The organism is Pseudomonas azadiae (assembly GCF_019145355.1).
GTDB classification, from domain to species: Bacteria; Pseudomonadota; Gammaproteobacteria; order Pseudomonadales; family Pseudomonadaceae; genus Aquipseudomonas; species Aquipseudomonas azadiae.
On the sequence record NZ_JAHSTY010000001.1, the window covers coordinates 320,863 to 345,798 of the forward strand.

The 24,936-nt window shown below is 62.0% G+C and carries 22 protein-coding genes and 5 tRNA genes; 10 read left to right on the forward strand and 17 right to left on the reverse strand.

Annotation, left to right across the window (positions count from 1 at the left end; all coding sequences use genetic code 11):
- Positions 1 to 51: 51 nt before the first annotated feature.
- From KVG91_RS01435 to ptsP, 3 genes are read right to left on the reverse strand one after another with little or no spacing between them, the layout of a single operon-like run.
- The gene (locus tag KVG91_RS01435; protein WP_169378799.1) at positions 52 to 1,758 is read right to left on the reverse strand and encodes a PTS fructose-like transporter subunit IIB; all 1,707 of its coding nucleotides are present in this window, start codon (positions 1,756 to 1,758) and stop codon (positions 52 to 54) included.
- 11 nt (positions 1,759 to 1,769) lie between these two features.
- The gene (pfkB, locus tag KVG91_RS01440) at positions 1,770 to 2,690 is read right to left on the reverse strand and encodes a 1-phosphofructokinase (RefSeq protein WP_169378800.1); all 921 of its coding nucleotides are present in this window, start codon (positions 2,688 to 2,690) and stop codon (positions 1,770 to 1,772) included.
- Positions 2,691 to 5,549, reverse strand: a complete 2,859-nt coding sequence (gene ptsP, locus KVG91_RS01445; RefSeq protein WP_169378801.1) for a phosphoenolpyruvate--protein phosphotransferase — start codon at positions 5,547 to 5,549, stop codon at positions 2,691 to 2,693.
- Between the two features lie 292 nt (positions 5,550 to 5,841).
- On the opposite strand from ptsP, the gene cra reads away from it, so the two are divergent.
- Entirely contained in the window at positions 5,842 to 6,837 is a 996-nt protein-coding gene (gene cra / locus KVG91_RS01450; protein WP_169378802.1) for a catabolite repressor/activator, read from the forward strand.
- Positions 6,838 to 6,839: 2 nt separating this feature from the next.
- Positions 6,840 to 7,616 carry a TatD family hydrolase gene (locus tag KVG91_RS01455; RefSeq protein WP_169378803.1) on the forward strand — a complete coding sequence of 259 codons (777 nt, stop codon included), beginning with the start codon at positions 6,840 to 6,842 and terminating at the stop codon, positions 7,614 to 7,616.
- A 174-nt stretch (positions 7,617 to 7,790) separates the two neighbouring features.
- Here KVG91_RS01455 and ampE read toward each other — a convergent pair whose 3' ends face one another.
- The 3 genes from ampE to KVG91_RS01470 all read right to left on the reverse strand — a co-directional run bounded on the left by ampE (position 7,791) and on the right by KVG91_RS01470 (position 11,381).
- Positions 7,791 to 8,627 (reverse strand): regulatory signaling modulator protein AmpE, encoded by an 837-nt coding sequence (gene ampE / locus KVG91_RS01460; RefSeq protein ID WP_169378804.1) that lies wholly within the window; start codon positions 8,625 to 8,627, stop codon positions 7,791 to 7,793.
- Positions 8,624 to 9,187, reverse strand: a complete 564-nt coding sequence (gene ampD, locus KVG91_RS01465; RefSeq protein WP_169378805.1) for a 1,6-anhydro-N-acetylmuramyl-L-alanine amidase AmpD — start codon at positions 9,185 to 9,187, stop codon at positions 8,624 to 8,626. Before ampD ends, ampE begins: the two co-directional genes overlap by 4 nt.
- A 61-nt stretch (positions 9,188 to 9,248) precedes the next feature.
- A complete protein-coding gene (locus KVG91_RS01470; protein WP_169378806.1) occupies positions 9,249 to 11,381 on the reverse strand; it encodes a DUF1631 domain-containing protein in 2,133 nt (710 codons plus the stop codon).
- Between the two features lie 191 nt (positions 11,382 to 11,572).
- Here KVG91_RS01470 and nadC point away from each other — a divergent pair, with 191 nt between their 5' ends.
- The gene (gene nadC, locus KVG91_RS01475) at positions 11,573 to 12,421 is read left to right on the forward strand and encodes a carboxylating nicotinate-nucleotide diphosphorylase (protein WP_169378807.1); all 849 of its coding nucleotides are present in this window, start codon (positions 11,573 to 11,575) and stop codon (positions 12,419 to 12,421) included.
- A gap of 149 nt (positions 12,422 to 12,570) precedes the next feature.
- Here nadC and KVG91_RS01480 read toward each other — a convergent pair whose 3' ends face one another.
- The 4 genes from KVG91_RS01480 to KVG91_RS01495 form a co-directional block, all read right to left on the reverse strand.
- On the reverse strand, positions 12,571 to 12,876 hold the full coding sequence (locus tag KVG91_RS01480) for a DUF6388 family protein (protein ID WP_076951111.1): 306 nt from the start codon (positions 12,874 to 12,876) through the stop codon (positions 12,571 to 12,573).
- Between the two features lie 162 nt (positions 12,877 to 13,038).
- Positions 13,039 to 13,111: transfer RNA gene (locus KVG91_RS01485), tRNA-Thr, on the reverse strand.
- Between the two features lie 48 nt (positions 13,112 to 13,159).
- Complete coding sequence (locus KVG91_RS01490) at positions 13,160 to 14,560, reverse strand: O-antigen ligase family protein (RefSeq protein ID WP_169378808.1); 1,401 nt, start codon at positions 14,558 to 14,560, stop codon at positions 13,160 to 13,162.
- Positions 14,561 to 14,594: 34 nt separating this feature from the next.
- Positions 14,595 to 15,008 carry a pilin gene (locus KVG91_RS01495; RefSeq protein WP_169378813.1) on the reverse strand — a complete coding sequence of 138 codons (414 nt, stop codon included), beginning with the start codon at positions 15,006 to 15,008 and terminating at the stop codon, positions 14,595 to 14,597.
- Positions 15,009 to 15,208: 200 nt separating this feature from the next.
- On the opposite strand from KVG91_RS01495, the gene KVG91_RS01500 reads away from it, so the two are divergent.
- From KVG91_RS01500 to yacG, 4 genes are read left to right on the forward strand one after another with little or no spacing between them, the layout of a single operon-like run.
- Positions 15,209 to 16,417 (forward strand): type II secretion system F family protein, encoded by a 1,209-nt coding sequence (locus tag KVG91_RS01500; RefSeq protein WP_169378809.1) that lies wholly within the window; start codon positions 15,209 to 15,211, stop codon positions 16,415 to 16,417.
- Positions 16,414 to 17,280: a prepilin peptidase gene (locus tag KVG91_RS01505; RefSeq protein ID WP_169378810.1), complete on the forward strand. Its 867-nt coding sequence runs from the start codon at positions 16,414 to 16,416 to the stop codon at positions 17,278 to 17,280. The genes KVG91_RS01500 and KVG91_RS01505 overlap by 4 nt, the downstream gene beginning before the upstream one ends.
- The gene (gene coaE / locus KVG91_RS01510; protein ID WP_169378811.1) at positions 17,277 to 17,900 is read left to right on the forward strand and encodes a dephospho-CoA kinase; all 624 of its coding nucleotides are present in this window, start codon (positions 17,277 to 17,279) and stop codon (positions 17,898 to 17,900) included. Before KVG91_RS01505 ends, coaE begins: the two co-directional genes overlap by 4 nt.
- Positions 17,897 to 18,097 carry a DNA gyrase inhibitor YacG gene (gene yacG, locus KVG91_RS01515; RefSeq protein WP_003188437.1) on the forward strand — a complete coding sequence of 67 codons (201 nt, stop codon included), beginning with the start codon at positions 17,897 to 17,899 and terminating at the stop codon, positions 18,095 to 18,097. The genes coaE and yacG overlap by 4 nt, the downstream gene beginning before the upstream one ends.
- Here the strand turns inward: yacG and KVG91_RS01520 are convergent.
- On the reverse strand, positions 18,094 to 18,309 hold the full coding sequence (locus tag KVG91_RS01520) for a hypothetical protein (RefSeq protein WP_003171680.1): 216 nt from the start codon (positions 18,307 to 18,309) through the stop codon (positions 18,094 to 18,096). The genes yacG and KVG91_RS01520 overlap by 4 nt on opposite strands.
- A gap of 64 nt (positions 18,310 to 18,373) precedes the next feature.
- Positions 18,374 to 19,063 (reverse strand): energy-coupling factor ABC transporter permease, encoded by a 690-nt coding sequence (locus tag KVG91_RS01525; RefSeq protein WP_217894858.1) that lies wholly within the window; start codon positions 19,061 to 19,063, stop codon positions 18,374 to 18,376.
- 104 nt (positions 19,064 to 19,167) lie between these two features.
- Here KVG91_RS01525 and KVG91_RS01530 point away from each other — a divergent pair, with 104 nt between their 5' ends.
- The 3 genes from KVG91_RS01530 to KVG91_RS01540 are packed head-to-tail and all read left to right on the forward strand — an operon-like array spanning position 19,168 to position 21,384.
- Complete coding sequence (locus KVG91_RS01530; RefSeq protein WP_169377254.1) at positions 19,168 to 19,797, forward strand: DUF1780 domain-containing protein; 630 nt, start codon at positions 19,168 to 19,170, stop codon at positions 19,795 to 19,797.
- A gap of 54 nt (positions 19,798 to 19,851) precedes the next feature.
- Positions 19,852 to 20,025: a DUF3094 family protein gene (locus KVG91_RS01535; RefSeq protein WP_169377253.1), complete on the forward strand. Its 174-nt coding sequence runs from the start codon at positions 19,852 to 19,854 to the stop codon at positions 20,023 to 20,025.
- 60 nt (positions 20,026 to 20,085) lie between these two features.
- Positions 20,086 to 21,384, forward strand: coding sequence for an NAD(P)/FAD-dependent oxidoreductase (locus KVG91_RS01540; protein ID WP_169377252.1), 1,299 nt, complete (start codon positions 20,086 to 20,088; stop codon positions 21,382 to 21,384).
- Positions 21,385 to 21,559: 175 nt separating this feature from the next.
- Here KVG91_RS01540 and KVG91_RS01545 read toward each other — a convergent pair.
- From KVG91_RS01545 to clpB, 5 genes are all read right to left on the reverse strand, one after another.
- Positions 21,560 to 21,636, reverse strand: a tRNA-Pro gene (locus tag KVG91_RS01545).
- A gap of 94 nt (positions 21,637 to 21,730) precedes the next feature.
- Positions 21,731 to 21,806, reverse strand: a tRNA-Lys gene (locus tag KVG91_RS01550).
- Between the two features lie 5 nt (positions 21,807 to 21,811).
- Positions 21,812 to 21,888, reverse strand: a tRNA-Pro gene (locus KVG91_RS01555).
- Positions 21,889 to 21,897: 9 nt separating this feature from the next.
- Positions 21,898 to 21,973 (reverse strand) — tRNA-Asn (locus tag KVG91_RS01560).
- Between the two features lie 301 nt (positions 21,974 to 22,274).
- On the reverse strand, positions 22,275 to 24,839 hold the full coding sequence (clpB, locus tag KVG91_RS01565; protein WP_169377723.1) for an ATP-dependent chaperone ClpB: 2,565 nt from the start codon (positions 24,837 to 24,839) through the stop codon (positions 22,275 to 22,277).
- Between the last annotated feature and the right edge of the window lie 97 nt (positions 24,840 to 24,936).

The window sequence follows — 24,936 nt, forward strand, 5'->3', positions numbered from 1 at the left end:
AAATGTGCAAGCTGACCCACCGCTATCGCAGGCAAGCCAGCTCCCACAGTTTTACGCGGGTGTAACCGCCAGCTCCACCGCTTCCGGCCGCTTGATCAGCGCATACACCAGCCCGGTCAGCAGGCTGCCGGCGACAATCGCCAGCAGATACAGCAACGCGTGGTTCATCGCATTCGGAATCACCAGTACAAACAAGCCGCCATGGGGCGCCGCCAGTTTGCAGCCGAAGTACATCGACAGGGCACCGGTCAAGGCGCCGCCGGCAATGCTGGCCGGGATCACGCGCAATGGGTCCTTGGCGGCAAACGGAATCGCGCCCTCGGAGATAAAGCACATGCCGAGGATCATCGCCGCCTTGCCCGCCTCACGCTCAGTCTGGGCGAACTTGCGTCGCGCCAGGAACGTGGCGATGCCCATGCCAATCGGCGGCACCATGCCGGCCGCCATGGTCGCCGCCATCGGCGCGCCACTGGACGCCGCCAGCAACCCGACGGAAAACGCATACGCCGCCTTGTTGATCGGCCCGCCCAGGTCGACACACATCATGCCGCCCAACAGAACACCCAGCAGCACTGCGTTGGTGGTGCCCATGGTGGCAAGGAAGTCGGTGAGGCCGGTAAGCATGCGCGCCACAGGCGGGCCCACCAGATAGATCATCGCCAGGCCCGTGAACAGGCTCGCCAGCAACGGGATGATCAGGATCGGCTTGAGCGCCTCCAGGCTCTGGGGCAACTTCACCGCGCGCGTGATCAGCTTGACGCAGTAGCCGGCGAGGAAACCGGCGAAGATCCCGCCAATAAACCCCGCGCCCAAGGTGCCGGCCAGCAAGCCGCCGATCATGCCGGGCGCAATGCCGGGCCGGTCGGCAATCGAGTAGGCGATGTAGCCCGCCAGCAATGGCACCATCAACATGAATGCACGGTCACCCACGGTTTTCAGCGCCGCCGCCAGGGTGCCTTCCTGTTCAAACGCATGAATGCCGAACACGAACGACAAGGCAATCAACAACCCGCCCGCCACCACCATCGGCAACATGAACGACACGCCCGTAAGCAAATGCTTGTACACGCCGGTCTTTTCTTTTTTGGCCACCGCACCGCCGGCTGCGCTCTCCACCGCACCTTCGGCGAGGGCTTTGTTGAGCGTGGCTTCGGATTGCTTGAGGGCGATGCCGGTGCCGCAGCGGTAGATCTTCTTGCCGGCAAAGCGCTCGGTGGCGACTTCGATATCGGCCGCCAGCAACACCACGTCAGCGTCGGCGATGGCCTGCGGGCTCAGCGGCGTGCGCGCGCCCACAGAACCCTGGGTCTCGACCTGCAAGTCGTAGCCCAAGCGCTTGGCCGTCTGTTGCAAGGCTTCGGCGGCCATGAAGGTGTGGGCCACGCCGGTGGGGCACGCGGTAATCGCAACGATACGTGGCGCCTGTTTGGCCGCCTCCTGCGGTGCGACATACACCTGCGCCTCCTCGGCGCCGCGACGCAACACCGCGTCAACATCCGCCAACGCCTGGGCCGGGGTAATCTGGAACACGCGCTTGCCGACAAACCGCTGCATATCCACCGGCGTGCTGCTGACCAGCAGCACCCATTCGGCGTCGTCGAGGGTGGCCTGGGACAACTGGCGTTCCGGGCGCTGCACGTCCACCACTTCAACACTGGTGTGCAGGCCCATGCGCTGTGCGGCGGCGTCCAACAAGCGGGCGCACAGCACACTGGTGACCATGCCGTTCGGGCAGGCGGTAACAATGGCTAACTTCATCACAAACCCTCTTATTGTTCTGTGAGCGTGCGTATTTGGACGCCGCTTTCCAGACGCGCCAATTGCGCGTCATCACTGATACCAAAGCCGATCTGCGTCACCGCCATCGCGGCAATCGCCGTGGCGCGGCGCAAGGTGTGCTCCGGTGTATCGCCACTGAGCAAACCGTGCAGCATCCCGGCCAGCAGCGAGTCGCCGGCGCCTACGGTACTGGCCACCTCCACCGTTGGCGGCGTGGCGTGCAGCGTTGCACCCGAGCTGTACCAGGTCACGCCCGCCGCACCGTCGGAAACCACCACATGCTCCACGCCCTGTTGATGCAGTTGATTGATTGCATCGGTGGGATTACCAAGGACTTCGGCCAGCTCTTCGGTGTTGGGTTTGACCAGCCACGGGCCGGCCTGCAGACCCGCGCGCAAGGCTTCGCCGCTGGTGTCCAAGGCGACTTTCAAGCCGAGGTCTTTCAACTGTTGCAGCATTGCTTGAAACCATTGCGGGCTGACGCCGCGCGGCAAGCTACCGGCGACCACCACCGCGTCGAACCCGGGGCCGATGATCGCGATCATGTTGAGCAAGTCCTTTTGTGCCTGCTCACTCACCAGCGGCCCCGGGGCATTGATGTCGGTGACCTGGCCATCCTGTTCGGCAATCTTGATATTGCTGCGGGTTTCGCCGGGCACGCGAATGAACGCGTCGCCAAAGCCGCGGCTGGCAATCAGCGCGTCGAACGCCTCGGGGTTCGCTGCACCGAGAAAACCGCCGACGCTCAGGTGATGACCGAGGTCCGCCAACACCTGCGCCACATTCACGCCTTTGCCGGCGGCATGGGTCAGCAGGGTTTCGCTGCGGTTGACTGCACCCGGCTCCAGGCGCGGCAGGCGCACGGTCAGGTCCAACGCCGGGTTCAGCGTCAGGGTCAGAATATGTGCCATTTACACGGCCTCCACTAAGGCACGCACTTCGGCGGGCGAGCCCACCGCGAGTGCTTTTTGCGCCAGGCCCTGGGCCTGGCTCAGACTGAATTCGCGCACGCGCGCCTTCACTTCGGGAATGCTGCGGGCCGACACGCTCAACTCATCCACACCCAGGCCGATCAGCACCGGCACCGCCAGCGGGTCCGCCGCCAACTCCCCGCACACGCCGACCCATTTGCCATGGGCATGGGCGGCGCGCACGGTGATGTCGATCAGTTGCAGGACCGCCGGGTGCAAGCCATCCGCTTGCGCGGACAAGGTCGGGTGACCACGGTCGATAGCCAGGGTGTACTGCGTCAGGTCGTTGGTGCCGACGCTGAAGAAGTCCACCTCCTTGGCCAGCACCGGCGCAAGCAAGGCGGCCGACGGCACCTCGATCATGATGCCCAGCTGCAGGTCCGCCACCGGGATTTCCAGGCGCAGGCGCTCGGTCATGTCGCGGGCCGCACGCCATTCATCGACGCTGCCAACCATGGGGAACATGATGCGCAGCGGGCGGTTGTCCGCCGAACGCAGCAGTGCGCGCAATTGCGCTTCCATGATCTGCGGGCGCTGCAAGGTGAGGCGAATGCCGCGCACGCCAAGGAAGGGGTTTTCCTCCTCGGCAATCGGCCAGTAAGGCAGCGGTTTGTCACCGCCTACATCGAGGGTGCGCACCACCAGCGGGCGACCGGCCAAGCCGTCGAGAACGCGGCGGTACTCGGCTTCCTGGGTGGCTTCGTCCGGCGCTTGCGGGTGAGCCATGAAAATCAGTTCGGTGCGCAGCAAGCCGATGCCTTCGGCACCCTGCTCCACTGCGCCGGCGACACCGGCGCTTTCACCGATGTTGGCGAACACTTCCACGGCGTGGCCGTCACGGGTCAGCGCCGGTTCATGGCGCTGCCGGGCGGCGGCTTGCAGGCGTTGCTCGCGGGTATCGCGCTCCACCGTGGCGCGTTGCAGGGTGGCGGCGTCGGGGGCCACATGCAGGCGGCCGCGCTGGCCGTCGAGCAGCAGTGGCGTGCCCGAGGCCAGCAGCAAGACCGCCGGGCCGGCGCCGACCAGGGCCGGGATGCCAAGGGCACGGGCGACAATGGCACTGTGGGCGGTAGCGCCACCACGGGCGGTGAGGATGCCGGCGACGCGCGCGGGATCAAGCCGCGCAACATCGGACGGGCCGACTTCATCCATGACCAGGATGTAAGGCTCGCCGGGTTCCGGGGCGGTTTCGACGCCGCACAGTTGCGCCAGCACCCGGCGGCCGATGTCCCGCAGGTCGGCGGCGCGCTCGGCGAGCAAGGCATCCTGCAGCGACTCCTGCTGCTTGGCGGCCGCTTCGATCACGCTCATCCACGCCGCTTGCGCGCTCTCGCCCTGCTTGAGGCGGGTGTCGACTTCATCGGTGAGTTCCGGGTCGTCGAGCATTTCCTGGTGGGTGATGAAAATCTCGCGGATGGCCTTGGCGGGGTTGCGTTCGATCAGGCCCTGGATATCACGGCGCACCTCGGCCAGGGCGCTTTGCAGGCGCTGGCGTTCGATCGCCGAGGACTCGCCGCGCAGCGGGTATTCGAAGACGTGCTGAACCTGGATGTGCGCTGGGCCGATGGCGATGCCCGGTGCGGCGGCGATGGCCTGCACCTGGCTGCCGGCCTGCGGCGCGCTGAGCAGCGGCTCGATATCGAGCACTTGCGGTTGTTCGCTCAGGGTCGGCAGCGGCTCGACGTCTTCGCCGAGGCCTTCTTGCACCGCGGCCAGCAGTGCGGGCAGTGCGTCATCGGCAATCGTCGGCTCGGCGACGAACTCCAGCACCTGGCCACGTCGCGCGCCGAGGCTCAACAGCTTGCTCAGGCTTTTGACCGACACCGCGCCCACCGGGCCATCGACGATGCGCACGCGGATATCGCCTTCAAAGCTTTTCGCCAATTGCGCCAGGATCTTGGCCGGGCGCGCATGCAGGCCGTGGGCGTTGGCCAGGGTGATGCGTGCGCTGGGCCAATCCGGCGGCAATTCGCCGCCCAGTACTTCCAGCACCGCGCGGCTGCTGGTGGCGCGGCCGAGTTCCTGGCCGCGACCTTCAATCAGCAAGGCGCACAGGCGCTCAAGCAGCGTCTGGTGGGCCTCACCCAGGCTGGCCAGGCAGAACAGGCCATTGAGCGGCTGGCCGAGGTAACGCATGGGCTTGTCCGGGGTGACAAACGCCAGACCCGGACGCTTGACCGTTTGCTCGCTGTGCAACCACCACAGGCCATCGCCCAGAGGCAGCGCGTCGACCTGCTGCAACACGGCGGCGAAACCATTGCTTACACAATCGGCCTGGCGCAACAGCCGTGCGCCCCGCCATACCAATTCTTCGAAGTCATCGGCGGACACGCCCAGGCTGATCATCTGGGCATCCAGCGCCAGTTCCTGCGGCGCGCCCTGCAGCAATTTCAGCAGGGCTTCGGCCGTTCCGGCACGGCGCAGCGCCTGGCCCAGGTCGGTTTCGCCGAGGGCACGGGTGAGCAGTTGCAGCAGGCGCAGGTGTTCGTCGGATTTGGCGGCAATGCCGATGGCCAGGTATACGATCTGGCCGTCGCCCCAGTCCACCCCTTCGGGGAACTGCAGCAGGCGCACGCCGGTGGAGAACACCTGGTCGCGGGTTTCGGGGGTGCCGTGGGGGATGGCGATACCCTGGCCGAGAAAGGTCGAGCCTTGGGCTTCACGGGCTTGCAAACCACTCAGATAACCCTCGGCGACCAGGCCGTCGGCCACCAGTTTTTCAGCGAGCAGGTGCAAGGCAGCAGATTTATCCACAGCCACCTGGCCCATGGAAATCTGCTCTACAGTGAGCTCAAGCATGCCGTTCTCCTAGTTAGTGCGGTCGTGCACTAGGTATTGTTTTAAACAAACAGTGTAAGGGGTGTTCAAAATAACTGACTGAGCAGTCAATGGGCAGTAGCCACTCAGTCGCGAACGTCGTAAAAATACGCTGGCTGAAACGTTTAATCTAGAATTTATGGAAGACTACGCGTTAATTGCGCATCCTTGAAGGACCACTCGGCGATTGAGCCAGGACATGGGTCGCGTTCAGGAATCGGTTACGATTGGACAAAATGTCGGGGCGAGCGCCAGAAAACAAGGAAATCCCGGTTTGAAACTCAGTGATATCGCACGCCTGGCCGGTGTGTCCGTGACCACCGCCAGCTACGTCATCAATGGCAAGGCCGAACAGCAACGCATCAGCAATGCCACCGTCGAACGGGTGCGCGCTGTTGTCCAAGCCCATGGCTTTACCCCCAACCCCCAGGCCGCAGGGCTGCGCAGCCGGCACACGCGCACCTTGGGGTTTATCCTGCCCGACCTGGAAAACCCCAGTTACGCACGCATCGCCAAGCTCCTGGAGCAAGGCGCAAGGGCGCGCGGCTATCAGTTGCTGATCGCAAGCTCCGATGACGACGCTGGCAGCGAGCGCCAATTGCTGCAACTGTTCCGCGCCCGGCGCTGCGATGCGTTGTTTGTGGCCAGTTGCCTTCCGGCCAGCGATGACAGTTACCGCGAACTGCAAGCCAAGGGTTTGCCGGTGATCGCGATCGACCGGGAGATGGCGTCGGATCACTTTTGCTCGGTGGTCAGCGACGACCGCCAAGCGTGCCAGCAATTGACCAGCAGCCTGCTGCAGCCGTTGCCCAAGCAGATCGTGCTGATCGGCGCACGGCCCGAGCTGAGCATCAGCCAGGCGCGTGCCGCCGGTTTCCGGGAAGCCCTCCAAGGCTTCACCGGCGAGGTGATCGTCGAACACGGCGAAGCCTTCAGCCGTGACTGCGGCCGACAATTGATGGAGCAGCTTCTGCATCAATTGGGGCATTTACCTGACGCGCTGGTCACCACCTCCTACGTGCTGTTGCAGGGCGTATTCGATGCGCTGCATGACTTCCCGCTCAAATCGCGCCCGCTGCGCCTGGGCACCTTTGGTGATACCCAGTTGCTGGATTTCCTGCCGCTGCCGGTCAATGCCATGGCCCAGCAACATCAGTTGATTGCCGATACTGCTCTGCGCCTGGCCCTGGCCGCTATCGAAGAAGAACACTACCAACCCGGCGTACACGCCATCGGCCGCACCTTCAAACAGCGTATTCACGAGGCCTGAGCGTGGAGCTGATCGACACTCACACCCACCTGGACTTCGCGGATTTCGACAGCGACCGCCGCGAAGTCCTCGCCCACAGCCGGGCGTTGGGCGTGCGGCGCATGGTGGTGTTGGGGGTGTATCAGCGGAACTGGCAGCGGTTGTGGGATCTGGTGCAAGCGGACGAGGGATTGTTCGCCGCCTTTGGCCTGCACCCGGTGTACCTCGATGAGCATCGCCCTGCTGACCTGAGTGAACTGGGCGACTGGCTGACTCGCCTGCAGGGCCATCGGCAACTGTGTGCGGTCGGTGAAATTGGCCTGGATTACTTTGTCGAGCAACCGGACCGCGAACGCCAGCAAAGCCTGTTTGAAGCCCAGCTCAAGCTGGCGGTGGATTTCCAGCTGCCGGCGTTGCTGCATGTGCGGCGCAGCCACGCGGCGGTCATCGCGACCCTCAAGCGCATTCGCCTGCCCCGCGGCGGCATCATCCATGCGTTTGCCGGCAGCCGCGAAGAAGCCCGCGAGTACATCAAGCTCGGTTTCAAACTGGGCCTGGGCGGCGCCGCCACTTGGCCCCAGGCGCTGCGCATGCACAAGGTGCTGGCGCAACTGCCGCTCGACGCGGTGGTGCTGGAAACCGACTCCCCCGATATGGCGCCCGCCATGTACCCAGGCCAACGCAACAGCCCCGAGCATCTGCCGGCTATCTGTAGCGCGCTGGCCGAACGCATGGGCGTCAGTGCCCTGGTTCTGGCTGAAGCGAGCACACGTAACGCAAGCGAGCTCTTCCAGTGGTAATGCCTGTAGTGAGCGGGCTTGTCGAATCGTCGCACCGCCCGCGCTGGGTGGCGAAGCCGCCCCAAAACCTGCCACCCCATTCTGCCTGACAAAACGAGGCGGTCTTATTGGGGCGGCTTTGCCACCCAGCGCGGGACAAGCCCGCTCACTACAAAGAGATTGGTCAGTCCGCGACTAGGGCAAAACCGTCCAGATCGCAAACCCTGCATACCAGAGCACCGCCGCGCGCAGCAGCAGTTCCCACAGCCTGTCCAGGCTGTTGACACCCTCAGGTCCCAGCGCAGGTGGCGCAATTTCAGCGGCGGCCAAGCCGACTTTTTCCACCAGTTGGGCGGCGCTGATGTCCCAGTTCAGTAATTCGTGCAGCATCACGCGGCCGACGGCGACGAAGTTGCCGACCAAGGCAAAACTGGCCGCCAGCAGGCGTACCGGCACCCAGTCAAATGCGTGGCGCAGTTGCCCGGCACGCTCGGCGACCAGCGGGTTCTTGCTGTGCTCACTGGCCAGGGCAAGCAGGCGATAGGCCAGGGCCGCTACCGGGCCCAGCAGGAAGTACCAGAAAATCACCGCGAAAAAGCTCTGATAGGCCTGCCACACCAGATGGCCCTGGACACGTTCAAGCAATTGTTCGCCGTTGTCGGCGTTCAAGCTCAGGTCCCGCTCGGCCACATGCTCGGCCGCTTGCAGGTCGCCACGACGCCAGGCATCGCGGAAGGGACCGAGCCCGGCGAGCAGATCACCGCGGCCCAGGCTGTAGATCACCACCAGCAGGTGCACCGGCAGCGCCAACAGTCCATAGGCCACTGGCTCCAGCACCAGCAACAACAAGGCCAGCAACGCCACCGGCAGCAGCACCAGCAACGCCAGAATCAGCCAGGGCCGCTTGCTCATGCGCGGGCTCGATTCCAGCTTGGCCAGTTCGCGCAACCACCCACTGTCACGCTGCAACCGCTGGCGCAGGGCAGAGAATTTCTCGATCCATACAGCCAGCACCAACACCAGGAAACTCATCGTGCGTGTCCTCCATCCTGCAGGGCGCTGCGAAAGCGCGTCCAATCAAAAGCCGGGCCGGGATCGGTCTTGCGTCCCGGGGCAATGTCGCTATGACCACAAATGCGCTGGGCAGTGATGCCTGGGTAAGCGGCCAGCAGCTGGCGGGTCAGGTCGATCAAGGACGCATATTGAGCGTCGGTGAACGGTTGATCATCAGTGCCTTCCAGTTCCACCCCGAGGGAAAAGTCGTTGCAGCTTTCCCGCCCCTCGAACTGCGAGACCCCGGCATGCCAGGCGCGGTCGAGACACGACACAAACTGCGTCACCGCGCCATCGCGCTCAATCAGAAAATGCGCAGACACCCGTAGGTCGGCAATTCCTTCAAAGTAGGGATGTTCCGTGACATCCAAGCGATTCTGGAAAAACTCCTGCACCTTACCAGTGGCGAACTGCGCCGGTGGCAGGCTGATGTTATGCACCACCAACAGTGAGATTTCGCCTGCGGGGCGCTCGTTGAAGTTGGGTGAAGGGCAATGACGGATGCCCTGGCACCAACCGCTGATGGGGTCCAACTGCATACGGGTTCCTTGAACGAGACAACAGGTGACCAGTATGCCGCGTTCGACCCTCTGGTTGCGATCACTTGCCGCGATTGAGTTGACGCAGCTTGCCCACCACGGCGGCCAGTGCGCGCTCGAACAAGGGGCCGTCATCCAAGGTCTGCAGTGCGCCATGCTTGAATGCCAACGCCAGTTGGCCAGCGTTCTTTTCCAGCACCTTGAGTCCCGTGCGACGGGTAAAAATGTAAGCGTTGGCCGGCGCCATGATCGCCGTCAGCTTGCACCGCAGTGCGTCGGCATTGTCTTCCTCGAAGACCACCCAGCTACCCTCCTTGAGCTGATGAACCTTGTGGAGGTCGGGATCATCGTCCGGCAGGGTGATCGGGTCGGCTGACGTCGCGCTCAGCACAAACGGCTCAGTGACTTCGATCAACTCATCGCCCCCTTCAGGCGCCTGGATATGCAGGGCCTGCAGGCGCAAAAAGAATTCGCGGGTGCTGAAGGGGTCGAACGCGGCACTGGTCAAACCGTCGCGCAGGGCCTTGAGCAAGCCTGGCAGTTGCTCCGCCAAATGGCGCCCGGCTTCGGTGTCTTGCTGCAGGCTGACGCTCCAGATCAACTCGTCCATGGTGCGCAACCCCGCTTGCCATTGCACCGACTGCTCGCCGTGCTTGAGGCTGGCCAGCAACAGCACCTGGCTCCAGGCCCGTTGCAGGAACTGCACCACCGGACGCGGCAGGATCTTGCCCAGCAGCCGTTTATTCAGCACATCGGCCACGCGCTGACGGGCCGCTTCGGTGCGCATGCGACCCGCTTCGGCATCGCGGGTGTGCTGTTCAAGCAGGTCACTGCGCCGCCGCTCATCGGCGGTAAACGCGCTGAACTCGCACAGCAGCTCGGAAAATATTGCCGGGTCTTCGACGAACTCATTGAGCAGGCGCTGCACCACTTGCTCGATGCGCAGGTACAGGGGGTCACGCTCGCTGCAACCAATGGCCGCGGCCGCGATTTCATTAAGCAGGCGCCGCGCCGGGTGGCTGGCGCGACTGAAAAAACGCTTGTCGAGCAGCGCCACTTTCAGCATCGGGATCTGCAGGCGACCGATCAAGGCTTTGAAGGTATCGGGCACCGCGCGGTCGTTGAGGATGAACTCGAAGAGCAGCGCGATCAGGTTGATCACGTCTTCATCCGCCTCTTCCACCACCCGCGATTTACCGCTCTTGACGCTGACGCGGGTGAGCAGTTGTTCAAGCTGGTTACGCAGGTCGAAATCGTCCTCGGCCTCAGGCTCCGGCACGTATTGCTGCAGGTGGGAGAGCAGGCGCAACAGGTCACGGGTAGAAATGGGCAAGGTTTCGGCGCTGGCTTCCAGCGTCGGCGCAACGCTACCGCGTACCGCCGTGAGCAATGTCTGGAGCGCGGCGAAGGCTTCCTGGTCATTTGCGCCGACGGCCTGATCGGCGGCCGGCAAGGTTTCTTCGTGCGGGTAATCACGGGCCGCACGCGCCTCAAGGCGACGCGATGGTACGGTCTTGAGTTCAGGCAATACGCCCGTTGCGACCAGCAATTGATTGGCTTCGCCGTAGAGTTGGTCGGCGTCACTGAGCACGTATTTTTCAAAGAGTTTGAGCATGATCAGTTTGACGCGAATTTCCACGCCCAGGCTGCGCCCCGCGTGCAGGAAAAACTCACACAGCAACGCGGGGCCCAGGGGGTTCTCGCGGTCATCCAGGCGCTTGCCCAGCAAAGCGTTCAACCGAGCGGTCAGTTGCCCAAGAGCCAGGCCGTCACGGTGGCGCACCCGGCCCAACATGGCCTCAAGCGCTACGGCTTTTTCCAGGTCATCCTTGGATGCCCCTGACGCCACCTCATAGGAAACCACCGGCACCAGTTGCGCCTCGCCCCGCCCCGCCAGGCCCAGGCTGGCAAAAGCGCCAAACAGGCGCTCCATGAACACGCGCTCGAAGTTTTTGCGCTTGAGGCGCAGGTCGCGCATGGCCTCAAAGAAAATATGCTGGTCGAGATTGTTGCGCGACTTGTCGGCCATTTCGAACAAGGTGTCGTCGGCGTTATCGAACAGCTCCTGCAGCCCTTGCTTCAACTGTTGCGCCGCCTTGTCGCGGACCTGCAACACCACCACCGGCAGTCGGGCGAGCGGCGATGGCGTAGCGTGTGCCTTGTTGATCGGCACCACCTTTCCGTCATTGTGCATCCTGGCCTCCTGAAACGGCGGTATGGGTCTGGACGTCAAAGCTATGACGCCAATTGCAAGGCGCAGGATTATCTTGCAAATGTGGCCGGTTGCGCCAGCAAACTCTGCCGTTGCAGGCTAAATGAGAGGTGAGCCTGGGTTCGCACGCACACTGCCCCTATAATCGGCGCACTTTGTCTGTGGAGCCTGTTATGCCGAATCTCCGTCTTGCCGACCTCACCGCCGAAATCGATGCCAACGTGCGCCGCGCACTGCTGGAAGACATCGGCGGCGGCGACATTACTGCGCAGTTGATCCCGGCCGAACGGCTGGCCACGGCCACTATCATTACCCGAGACGCCGCGGTGATCGCCGGTACCGCCTGGGTGGATGCGGTCTTCCGCCAGTTGGACCCGCGCGTCGCCGTGCACTGGCAGGTGGCCGATGGCGACCGCGTCAGCCCCGACCAGGTGCTGTTCCACCTTGAAGGCCCCGCACGTTCGCTGCTCAGCGGCGAACGCAGCGCGCTTAACTTCCTGCAACTGCTGTCCGGCGTTGCCACCCGCGCCCGGTTCCTGGCCGATATTGTCGCCAGCACCCAGGTCAAACTGCTGGATACCCGCAAGACCCTGCCGGGCCTGCGTCTGGCGCAGAAGTACGCCGTCACCTGCGGCGGCTGTCATAACCACCGTATCGGTTTGTATGACGCGTTCCTGATCAAGGAAAACCATATCGCCGCCTGCGGTGGCATTGCCCAGGCAATCACGGCCGCCCACGGGATCGCACCCGGCAAGCCGGTGGAAATCGAAGTGGAGAGCCTGGATGAACTGCACGAAGCTCTGGCGGCGGGTGCCGATATCATCATGCTCGATGAGTTGAGCCTGGACGATATGCGCGAAGCCGTGCGCCTGAACGGCGGCAAGGCGAAACTGGAGGCCAGCGGCGGGATCAATGAGCGCACACTGCTGCCCATTGCAGAGACCGGGGTGGACTACATCTCCATTGGTGCAATGACCAAGGATGTGAAAGCGGTGGATCTGTCGATGCGCCTCAGCATCTAAACATCGAGCTCGTGTAGTGAGCGGGCTTGCCCCGCGCTGGGTGGCGAAGCCACCCCAAACCAGGCGACCTGATTCTACCGGGAACTCAGCGAAGTCCTTATTGGGGCGGCTTCGCCACCCAGCGCGGGACAAGCCCGCTCACTACAACCTCAGACCACCAGGTTATTCATTTCGCAATATTCGTCCCATTCGACGCCCAGCACCTCGGCAGCCTCTTTGTGCAAGGCCAGCCGGGCGGTTTCGAATTCTTCCGGTGTCGAGGTGTACTTGAGGGTCAGTTCCCAAGGCTGAAGATTCTGGCTTTCGGCCTCGTCCTCGAATGCCCACTGAATCTGGTCGCGCTGATCGTCGGCGCTCAGGTCCTTGATCTCTTCTTTAAGCTGCGGCGTGGCCTCAAGGTATTTATTGAGTGCTTCTTCGTGCCGCGCTTGCTGGGTCATTTCAGTCGTGGTCATGTGCGTTCTCTTAAGATCGAGGAATGGGGATGCATCTGGGTCATCAAGGTTGCGCAGATACAAAAGAGCGGGCTCACATGCCGGCTCGTCTGGCCTTCAGAACCATTCTGGGATCATCTGAAAACATTGCCTTTGAAACGGTGCTGCCTTTTGTTGCCTTTGTGCCCGAGACAGGAGTCGAACCTGCGACCTTCGCGTTACGAGTGCGCTGCTCTACCGGCTGAGCTACACGGGCGGTGGGCTAAAGCTAGCACCGCATCGGGCGTCCGGCAACTTGCTGCCGTCAGCGGGCGATCACACCCTGGGCCCAGAAGCGGGGTTGCAGCAAGGTGTCATGAGCGTCCAGGTACTGCTGCTGCGCTTGCTTGATGTGAGGCACATCGCGCGCAGCAATAAAAATCAACAGTCCAACGGCCAGCACGCCCAGGGTTTTCCATGCAGCCCAGGCCAGGGGCATTCCAACGGTTGGCGGCGTCCGCCACACGTGGAGCCCCATCAGCCAGCCCGTCACCAGCGCCAGCCAGACCTGGGAGTTGGGCATCACAATCACGCCATCGACCATGGACTGCACCAGCGCGCCGACCAAGGCGGCAAACAAGCACAGCCGCAGCAGGTCTGCCCGCTCGGCACTCAACGCACGTTCACGCAGCACACCGAACGTGGCCCAGCCCCCGCGCCACGCCAACAATGCGACACACAAAGCCGATGGCACGCCCCATTCGCTGGCCCATTGCAGCAAGGCCTGATGGGGGTGCGCCGCAATTTTGTTGGCGATATCGGCAAAATGCATCGGCCCGAAGCCCAACCAGGGCCGCTCGGTGAGCATATGCCACGCCTGCCACCAGATCGGGCCGCGCCCCGACAGGGAGGTGGTGAGGCGGTCACCGGCGCCATTGGCGACCGCGATCCCCAGGTAATCGGCCAGCACCGTAAACAGCAGCCAATACACCAACAGCCCGCCAAGCAATGCGGCCAATTGCCAACCCAGCCAGCGCCGCCCCCATGGCCCCAGCGCCGCCAGCACCAGGCCCGCCGCGCCCATGCCAAGCCAGGTGCCACGCGTGCCGCCGCCGATTGCGATCAGCCACCACCCGCACAGCAACACAAACACCCAAGCTTTGAGTAAACGGGAAAGCGCAGGGATCAACAAGGGAAGCGCCAGCAATGGCAGGGTAAACGTTTGGAACTGGCCGTAGAAACGCTTGTTGGAAAAGCCCGAGAGCAACAGGTCAGGGTCCAGCGTCCGCTCGGCGCTGGTGAACGCAAGGGTTCCCGCATACAGGTATTGAATCGACTTGATCAGGCACAGCAATACCACTATCAGGATCAAGGCACGATCCAGACGCTCTCCCCCGTGGCGACGCAGCAAGGCAAACGCCACGGCAATCGCGCCGCAGCTGACAAACAACGCCACTTCGGCAAGCGCCCAGAGCGGCTGATGGGCCAGCATTGCGGACGCCACGCCCAACACGACAATCAGCGCCAGCCCCTGTGCGGTAGGCCGATCAACCAGAGGCTCAACGCGCGCGACCGACAGCCCATAGAGCACCGCACAAGCCCCGATGGCAATCTGCATCGCTCGCTGCAAATCATGCCCGCTGAACGGTGCACAAATGCCCAACACCAGCAGACACACCACCGCTACCAGAAAAACACCACCACGTTGCTGTACGGATAACCCCATTGACACCTCGACTTCCCTGCGGAGGGCTCAGCAGTTATGCGCCGGCGGCGCCGCAACCCTTGGCGACGTATTTTGCTTCAGCGGTGGTGGTGCATTTCCAACCGCTGGCAGCGCTGCGCGTCAGGCTGATGGTCTTGCCCAGCACCGGTGCCGGTGCATCGAGTATTTCGCAACTGATGGAGCCCGCCCCGGTGGCCGGGTCGCCTGCCACGTCGATCCGGCAATTGGCGGTGGGGCTGGTGCCGCCGATCAAGGCCAGGGTGGGAACGGTGCCCTGGTTGATGGTGTCTTCATAGCCAGGCTTCAGCGCGGTGATTTCAGCCAGGCCGGCGGTGAACTTGGCCTTGGCCTGGTGGGTGGTATACATCGGCAGGCCGATGGTGGCCAAGATGCCGATGATTGCCACGACGATCAACAGCTCGATCAGGGTAAAGCCTTTTTGACGTATCACATTCACTCTCCAGGATAGAACTCATGACAAGGCGCTTCCTGCGCCCCGTGTTGTGCAGCGGCGCCAGTGTACTCATCCGCAAGCGCTCGATCGCGCACAAGACGCATATTCTGACATTTTATCCGGGGCTGTCGGCCTGCCCGAATCCGTCACCTGACTACGCTATAAATCTTCGACGACCTGTGCGGAACCGAGACATGGACAACGCTTCGACGATGTACGCCTGGGAAGGCATCAACCGCAAAGGACGCAGGGTGTCCGGGCAAACCACAGGGCACAACCCTGCCCTGGTCAAGGCTCAGTTGCGCCGGCAAGGTATCAGCCCGGAGCAGGTGCGCAAGCAATCTCCAGTGCTGCAGAGCCTGGCACCGTCGATCAAACCGACGGACATCACCCTGTTCACGCGCCAACTGGCAACACTGCTCAAAGCCGGCATTGCGCTTCTGCAGGCCTTCGACATCATCAGCGAAGGCTTCGACAACCGAGCGATGCGTGAACAGGTGCAAGGCTTGAAGCAGCCAATCGCCGCCGGCTCCAGCCTGGCTGAAGCCCTGCGCAAACAGCCGCGCTATTTCGATGCGCTGTATTGCAACCTGGTGGCCGCCGGCGAACAGGCCGGGGCGCTTGAAACGCTGCTGGAACGCGTGGCGATCCATCGGGAAAAGAGCGAGCACTTAAAGGCCAGGATCAAAAAAGCCATGACTTACCCGATGGCAGTGCTGGTGGTGGCCAGCCTTGTCACCGGCGTTTTGTTGATTCACGTCGTGCCGCAGTTCCAGAACCTGTTCGCCGGGGTCGACGGCAAGCTGCCCGGTTTCACGTTGCAGGTGATTGCCCTGTCCGAGTTCATGCAGCGAGCCTGGTGGATCCTGGCTCTCGGCGTTCCGGCGGCAGGCATGGGACTGCGCCACGCCTATCGAACCTTGCCTGCCTTGCGACTTTGGGTGGACACCGGTTTGTTGAAAGTGCCCCTGGCAGGCAAACTGTTGAGCAAATCCGCCGTGGCCCGCTACGCCCGCACGCTTTCCACCACCTTTGCCGCCGGCGTTCCATTGGTTCAGGCATTGGACTCGGTCGCCGGTGCCGTGGGCTCAGGGCCGTTCAAACAGGCCATCGAACAGATGCGACACGAGGTTTGCACTGGCATGCCATTGAATCAATCCATGCTCGCCAGCGGCCTGTTCCCCGCCATGGCGATCCAGATGACCGCCATCGGCGAAGAGTCGGGCACGCTGGACCGCATGCTGGAAAAAGTTGCCAACCATTACGAGGCCGATGTGGACAATCTGGTCGATAACCTTACGAGCCTGATGGAGCCGCTGATCATGGTGGTCCTGGGGAGCATTGTCGGCGCCCTGGTGATCGCCATGTATTTGCCGGTCTTCCAACTGGGGAGCGCGTTTTGAGCCTGCTGCTGGTTGCATACCCATGGGCGTTTGTCGTCATGGCGGCGATATTGGGGCTGATCGTCGGCAGCTTTCTCAACGTGGTGGTGTGGCGCCTGCCGAAAATGCTCGAGCGCGACTGGCGCGCCCAGGCTCATGAGGTGCTCGGCCTGCCTGCCGAGCCCGTCGGGCCGACCTACAACCTCATGCAGCCCAACTCCTGCTGCCCGCACTGCAACCATCCGATACGCCCCTGGGAAAATATTCCGCTGCTCAGTTACCTGGCGCTCCGAGGCCGTTGCGCCCATTGCCAGGGGGCGATCCGCGCCCGCTACCCGCTGACCGAACTGGCCTGCGCGCTGATCTCGGCCCTGGTGGCCTGGCATTTCGGCTTTGGCTGGCAAGCCGGCGCAGTGCTGGTGCTGAGCTGGGGGTTGCTGGCGATGAGCCTGATCGATGCGGACCATCAACTGTTGCCGGATGTGCTGGTGATGCCGCTGCTGTGGTTGGGACTGATCGTCAACGGGTTCGACCTGCTGACGACATTGCCCGATGCCGTATGGGGCGCAGCGCTCGGGTACATGAGCCTATGGAGCGTGTTCTGGCTGTTCAAGCTGGTCACCGGCAGGGACGGCATGGGCCACGGCGACTTCAAGTTGCTGGCGCTGCTCGGCGCCTGGGGGGGCTGGCAGATCCTGCCGATGACGCTGCTGATGTCATCACTGGTCGGGGTGGTGGTGGGCTTGATCCTGATGCGCCTGCGCAAGGCCCAGGCGTCGACACCCATGCCATTTGGTCCGTATCTGGCAATTGCCGGCTGGATTGCATTGCTCTGGGGTGGTCAAATAACCGACTTCTATTTGCAGTCTGTCGGTTTCAGATGACCACTTCTGTTGCAACACCCTGGATTCTCGGGCTCACCGGTGGCATTGGCAGCGGCAAAAGCGCGGCCGCCCAGCACTTCATCGACCTGGGTATCGATCTGGTAGACGCCGACCATGCTGCCCGCTGGGTGGTCGAGCCTGGCCGGCCGGCATTGGCACGCATCGCCGAACACTTTGGTGCCGGCGTGCTGCTGCCCGACGGCCAGCTGGACCGCGGTGCATTGCGCAAGCTGATCTTTGAAGTACCCGAAGAGCGCCGTTGGCTCGAAGCCCTGCTGCATCCGCTGATCGGCGAGGAGATTCGCGACCACCTGGCGCGCGCGCAGTCGCCTTACGCGATATTGGTGTCGCCGCTGCTGATCGAATCAGGCCAGTACAGCATGACCCAGCGCATCCTGGTGATCGACGTGCCGCAATCGCTGCAGATTCAGCGTACCCTGCAGCGCGACGGCATCAACGAACAACAGGTACAGGCAATCCTCAAGGCCCAGTCCAGCCGTGAAGACCGCCTGAACCATGCCGATGACGTACTGGTCAATGACCGGGACCTTGCCTGGCTGCACAGCGAGGTCGAGCGACTGCACCACTTTTACCTTACTTTGCGTGGAGGCCGAACATGAGCCAACCCTTGACCGTCGACTGCCCAACCTGCGGCGCACCCGTGGAATGGAAAGCGACCAATCTCAACCGGCCGTTCTGCTCGGACCGTTGCAAACTGATCGACCTGGGCGCCTGGGCCGCTGAGGAACACAAGATTCCCGTGGCTCCGGATGCCGAGGACGAGTTGTTTTCCGAAGACCTGCCGCCGCGCCACTAAGGGCGCATAAAGGCGTATTCCTGCTGGTCGTCGAGGTTCTCTGCGAGGTATTGCAGCTCGTCGGCCAAGTCCTCGAAACTGCGCACGCCCTTGCTCTGCTGTACCACCGCGCTCAGCATGGCGCGCAAGGTCAAGCCGGGGTCGAAACCGATTTCCTGTGCTGCGTCCTGGCTCCTGCGCAACTCCTGCCGTGCCCATTCGTACACACTCATGATTGGTGCTCCTGAAAATTTCGGAGAGCATGAGCCTGCGCGGCTGCCCGGGATTTGACCTGGATCAACGCGACGGGTCGTCATCTTTCCAGGGAGCGGATAGATAGCGGGTACGGTTGAAGGTCTCCAGCCAATCCGGACAAAACACCACCAACGCGCTGATGACCATGCCGTTGATAAAAGCCTCGGGAAAGATGATCAGCCACAGATAGCCGACGAAGTCCTCCAGCCATTCGGGCATGGCAAAGCGACCGTCGGACCACAAAAGCCCCAGCCCGATCAACAGGCAGAGCAAGGCCGACAGCGCGGCGGCGAAAAAACCGGAGCAGAAGATATACACAAAGGGGTTACGCGGTTGCGCGCGCTCGACCAGCAACGCGCACGTTTCAGTGACCAGCACCGGCAGCACGATCAGCAGCAGGCCGTTGACGCCAAGGGCGGCCAGGTCCTGGCGCCCCAACAAGACCAAGCCCAACTGTGCGGCAAAGCCGCCGACAATCGCCAGGGGCCAATCCAGCAGCAGGGTCACGGCGGTCATGCCGATAAAGTGGTAAGACACACCGGTATCGAAATCCCGCCGTACCAGCCACAGCATGAACAGCGCGAACACCGTGCCGAACAGCAAATGCTGGCGCCGCCGGTCGGCAAACAACTCGACCCAGGGTGAGCGCAGAATCGCCCACAGCACCACGGGCGTCAATAACAGCCAGCCGACACCCAGGGTTGTCGGCGCCAGCATCGCGGCACTGATCACGGCAGCACGCTCCCTGTTGGAAATATCACTCGAATGGCCAGTCTACACCGAGGTTTGATAGCGGGACTTCCTGCGGTCATGATTTGGGCGCTAAGCTGCTAACCATGGATGACTCAGATTATTTGCGCCTGCTCACTGTAGCGGCCGAACAAGCCAACGCGTTCTTGTCCAATGCCCGCAAATGGGAGCGTGAGCGTTGGGTCTGCCAGCGGCTGCTGCAGGGCCTGAACGTGCCCTACCGGGCCGAAGAGTTTCACGCCGCCGGGCAAGAACCGCCGGACGTGCTGTTTCGCGATGCCAGTTTCGAGGTGTTTTTCGTGCTGGACGAAGGCCGTCGGCTGAACGATGAATGGCGCGACGAACTGCTGCGTCGGCGCAGCGCCTTCTCCCTCAGCCAGCTGGTGCGGCGCGAAGCCAAGCCGCGACGCATCCCGGCCCACGAATTTTTATTGCGCCTGGCGCCCACGTTGCGCAAGAAGGCGCATAACTATAAAGAACGCGGCATGGACCTGGGCGAGTTGGATATCGTCGCCTTCGCCAGCCTCAAGCGTGAGGTGCTCGACCTGAACAGCCACTTCCCTCCGCCGACGGAATACCTGCGCCAGGGCTGGCGATCGTTGTCCCTGGTAGGGCCGACCTTTGCACGGGTGCTGTTCGCTCACCCGGACGCGCCGGACTTCTTGCGCAATAACCTGGGCCGCAGCGTAGTATTCGACGTGGGCATCAGCCTCTGATGCCGCCGACTGTAACGCGGTGCCCTTTTGCAACGTCTACCTGACGAGGCCTTTATGACCAGCCGCCTGAACCCCGATGACCAACAGCATGTCGAAGAGTATCTGCAACTCTCTCAACACCGCGTCGAGCGCAAGCCTTTCCGGCCCTGGCTGCTCCTTGGTGTAGTGCTTGCAGTGGTGATCGGCCTCGGCCTGCTGAGTCGCCTTTTGAGTTACCTGACGCTATGAGCTGCCTGGCGCTCGCGGGGGTAACTGCTCCGATTTCTTTTAGCCTTGCGAGATATCCCCATGACCCATCGTATTATTATCGTCGGCGGCGGCGCCGGCGGCCTGGAGTTGGCGACCCGCCTGGGTAAGACCCTGGGCAAGCGTGGCACCGCCAGCATCACGCTGGTGGACACCAACCTGACCCACATCTGGAAGCCCCTGCTGCACGAAGTGGCGGCCGGCTCGCTGAACTCGTCGGAAGACGAACTCAACTATGTCGCCCAGGCCAAATGGAACCACTTCGAGTTCCAACTGGGACGCATGAGCGGGCTTGACCGTGAGCACAAAAAGATCCAGCTGGCCGCCACCCTCGATGAAGAAGGCCGTGAGCTGGTGCCTGCACGTGTGCTGGGTTACGACAGCCTAGTCATCGCGGTCGGCAGCACCACTAACGATTTCGGCACCGAAGGCGCGGCGCAGCATTGCCTGTTCCTCGATACCCGCAAGCAGGCCGAGCGCTTCCACCAGCAATTGCTCAACCACTACCTGCGCGCCCACGCCGGGCAGACCGATGTGGTGGAAAAAATCAGCGTCGCCATCGTCGGCGCCGGTGCTACCGGGGTCGAGCTGGCCGCCGAGCTGCATAACGCCGCCCATGAACTGGCCGCCTATGGCCTGGACCGCATCAAGCCGGAAAACATGCACATCACCCTGATCGAGGCCGGCCCGCGGGTACTGCCCGCGCTGCCGGAGCGTATCGGCGTGCCGGTGCATAAGACCCTGGAGAAGCTCGGGGTGACCGTGCTGACGAACTCGGCGGTCAGTGAAGTGACAGCCGATGCCCTGATCACCAGCAGCGGCCAGGTCATCCCCGCCAGCCTCAAAGTCTGGGCTGCCGGGATCCGCGCACCGGGCTTTCTCAAGGACATCGATGGCCTGGAAACCAACCGCATCAATCAACTGCAAGTATTGCCGACACTGCAAACCACCCGCGACGAAAACATCTTCGCCTTTGGCGACTGCGCCGCCTGCCCGCAAGTGGGCACCGACCGCAACGTGCCGCCACGAGCCCAGGCGGCGCACCAGCAAGCCTCGTTGCTGGCCAAGTCGCTGAAGCTGCGCATCGAAGGCAAGGAGTTACCAAGCTACAAGTACACCGACTACGGCTCGCTGATCTCGTTGTCGCGGTTTTCGGCGGTGGGTAACTTGATGGGCAACCTGACGGGGAGCGTGATGCTCGAAGGCTGGCTGGCGCGGATGTTTTATGTGTCGCTGTACCGCATGCACCAGATGGCGCTGTATGGCTTCTTCCGTACGGCGATGTTGATGTTGGGGAGCAAGATTGGGCGCGGCACTGAGCCTAGACTCAAGCTCCACTAACACCACAAAGCACTGTGGGAGCCGGGCTTGCCCGCGATGCAAACGACTCGGTGTATCAGGCACGCCGAGGTGATGCAATCGCAGGCAAGCCAGCTCCCACATTTGCTTGCGGTGAATTCAGGATTTGTGCGCGCAAAAAAAATCCCCGTATCTTTCGATACGAGGATTTTTAATATGGTCGGGGTAAGGGGATTCGAACTCCTGACATCCTGCTCCCAAAGCAGGCGCGCTACCGGACTGCGCTATACCCCGGTAAAAAAAAGGCGACCTTTCAGTCGCCTTCTTCGATCAGTGCTTTTGGCCTCTGATCTTAAGATCTGATTCCAGCGTTAACTGGTCTCAAAAATGGTGGGTCGTGTGGGATTCGAACCTACGACCAATTGGTTAAAAGCCAACTGCTCTACCAACTGAGCTAACGACCCAAATATGGTCGGGGTAGGGGGATTCGAACTCCCGACATCCTGCTCCCAAAGCAGGCGCGCTACCGGACTGCGCTATACCCCGGTTTGAAATTGGCTCCGTGACCAGGACTCGAACCTGGGACCCAATGATTAACAGTCATTTGCTCTACCGACTGAGCTATCACGGAACTACATCTTTCAAAGTGCAACTTTACAGCGGTGTAACCTTCTCTTCGACTTGCCCGTATCGCTACGTTCATGTGTCTGAGGCGCGCTATTCTACAATCTTAAAAACCCCTGTCAACCCTTTAAATTGCTTTTAAGACAATGATTTGCGCTTCTTTCTGATTTCTTCTTGGGGAGAAGAAACCCGTGGGCTGACGTTGCTGCGGGGCGCACTTTACAAGCCTTTGCCTTACAGTTCAACGCCCTATCGAAAAAAAAGGCCCCGCAATGCGGGGCCTTGTCTTATCGCGCTGCAGGCCTGGCTCAGTGGAAGACGATTTCATCGTTTTCCACGGTCGCCGCGACGCTGGTGCCCGGCATAAAGCTGCCCGACAGGATCAACTGGGCCAGCGGGTTTTCGATCCAGCGCTGGATCGCACGCTTCAACGGCCGTGCGCCGTACACCGGGTCGTAACCGACCGCGATCAGCTTGTCCAACGCCTCGCGACTCAGTTCCAGCGACAACTCGCGCTCGGCCAGACGCCCGCGCAGGCGCCCCAACTGGATCTCGGTAATGCCCGCGATCTGATCCCGCGCCAATGGCTCGAAGATCACCACTTCGTCGACCCGGTTGATGAATTCCGGGCGGAAGTGACTGGTCAGTGCATCCATCACCGCGGCGCGTTGCGCTTCGCGATCCCCTACCAGCTCCTGGATCTGCGAGGAGCCCAGGTTGGAGGTCATCACGATCACCGTGTTGCGAAAGTCCACGGTACGCCCGTGGCTGTCCGTCAGGCGGCCATCTTCCAGCACCTGCAGCAGGATGTTGAACACATCCGGGTGTGCCTTCTCGACCTCATCCAGCAGGATCACCGAGTAAGGCTTGCGCCGCACGGCTTCGGTCAGGTAACCGCCCTCTTCGTAGCCCACATAGCCTGGTGGTGCTCCGATCAAGCGAGCCACCGAGTGTTTTTCCATGAACTCGGACATATCGATCCGCACCATCGCTTCTTCGGTGTCGAAGAGGAACTCGGCCAGGGCCTTGCACAACTCGGTCTTACCCACGCCGGTCGGGCCGAGGAACATGAACGAGCCGCTCGGACGGTTCGGATCGGACAACCCGGCCCGGGACCGCCGCACCGCGTTGGATACCGCGACCACCGCCTCTTCCTGACCGATGACGCGCTGATGCAGCAGGCTTTCCATTTTCAGCAGCTTGTCGCGCTCGCCTTCGAGCATTTTCGACACAGGGATGCCGGTCCATTTCGAGACAACTTCGGCAATTTCTTCTTCGGTCACCTTGCTGCGCAGTAACTGGTTCTCGCTTTTACCGTGCTGATCGACCATCTGCAGGCTGCGTTCCAGGTCCGGGATCACCCCGTACTGCAACTCCGCCATGCGGTTCAGGTCGCCTTTACGGCGTGCGGTTTCCAGTTCCTGGCGCGACTGCTCGATCTTTTGCTGGATCTGCGCGGAGCCCTGAACTTCGGCTTTCTCCGAGGTCCAGATTTCTTCCAGGTCCGAATACTCGCGTTCCAGGCGGACGATTTCTTCCTGGAGTTTTTCCAGGCGTTTCTTCGCCGCCTCATCTTCTTCTTTCTTCAGCGCCTGGGACTCGACTTTCAGTTGAATCAGGCGCCGATCCAGGCGGTCGAGCACTTCCGGCTTGGAATCGATCTCCATGCGGATACGGCTGGCCGCTTCGTCGATCAAATCGATGGCCTTGTCGGGCAACTGGCGGTCGGTGATGTAGCGGTGGCTTAATTTGGCCGCCGCAATGATCGCGCCGTCGGTGATAGCCACCTTGTGGTGCACCTCATAGCGCTCTTTCAGGCCACGCAGGATCGCAATGGTGTCTTCTTCGCTCGGCTCTTCCACCAGCACTTTCTGGAAGCGCCGTTCAAGGGCGGCGTCCTTTTCGATGTACTGGCGATATTCGTTGAGCGTGGTGGCACCGACGCAGTGCAACTCACCCCGCGCCAAGGCGGGCTTGAGCATGTTACCAGCATCCATCGAGCCTTCGCCTTTACCGGCGCCGACCATGGTGTGCAATTCGTCGATGAACAGAATGATCTGCCCTTCCTGCTTCGACAGCTCATTGAGCAGGGATTTGAGGCGCTCTTCGAATTCACCGCGGAACTTGGCACCGGCGATCAGCGACCCCATGTCCAACGACAGCAGGCGCTTGCCCTTGAGACCGTCCGGCACTTCGCCATTGATGATGCGCTGGGCCAAGCCTTCGGCGATCGCGGTTTTACCCACGCCAGGTTCGCCGATCAACACCGGGTTATTCTTGGTGCGACGCTGCAGGACCTGGATGGTGCGCCGGATTTCATCGTCACGGCCGATCACCGGGTCAAGCTTGCCTTCTTCGGCGCGCTTGGTCAGGTCGACGGTGTATTTATCCAGGGCCTGGCGCGACTCCTCGTGGTTAGGGTCGTTGACGGCATCGCCGCCACGCAGGTTGTTGATGGCGTTTTCCAGGGCTTTCTTGCTGACGCCCTGGCCCAGCAACAACTTGCCGAGCTTGCTGTTTTCGTCCATCGCGGCAAGCAGCACCAGCTCGCTGGAGATGAACTGGTCACCCTTTTGCTGCGCCAGGCGGTCTGCCTGGTTGAGCAGGCGCGCCAGGTCCTGGGACATATTCACGTCGCCGGTCGGATTCTGGATTTTTGGCAGTTGGTCGAGCTCTTTGCTCAACTCCTTGCGCAGGCTGTTGACGTCAAAGCCTACCTGCATCAGCAAGGGCTTGATAGAACCACCTTGCTGTTCCAGGAGCGCCTGCATCAAGTGCGCAGGCTCGATGGCCGGGTGGTCGAGGCCCACCGCCAAGGATTGGGAGTCAGACAGTGCCAACTGTAATTTGCTGGTTAAACGATCAATACGCATTAGTCACCTTCCTTTTGAGCAGGCCGGAGCTATAAAACATTCCTGAATGAAGAAACCTGCCAGATACCCTTATAGATGGGGTGGATTCTGGAGGATT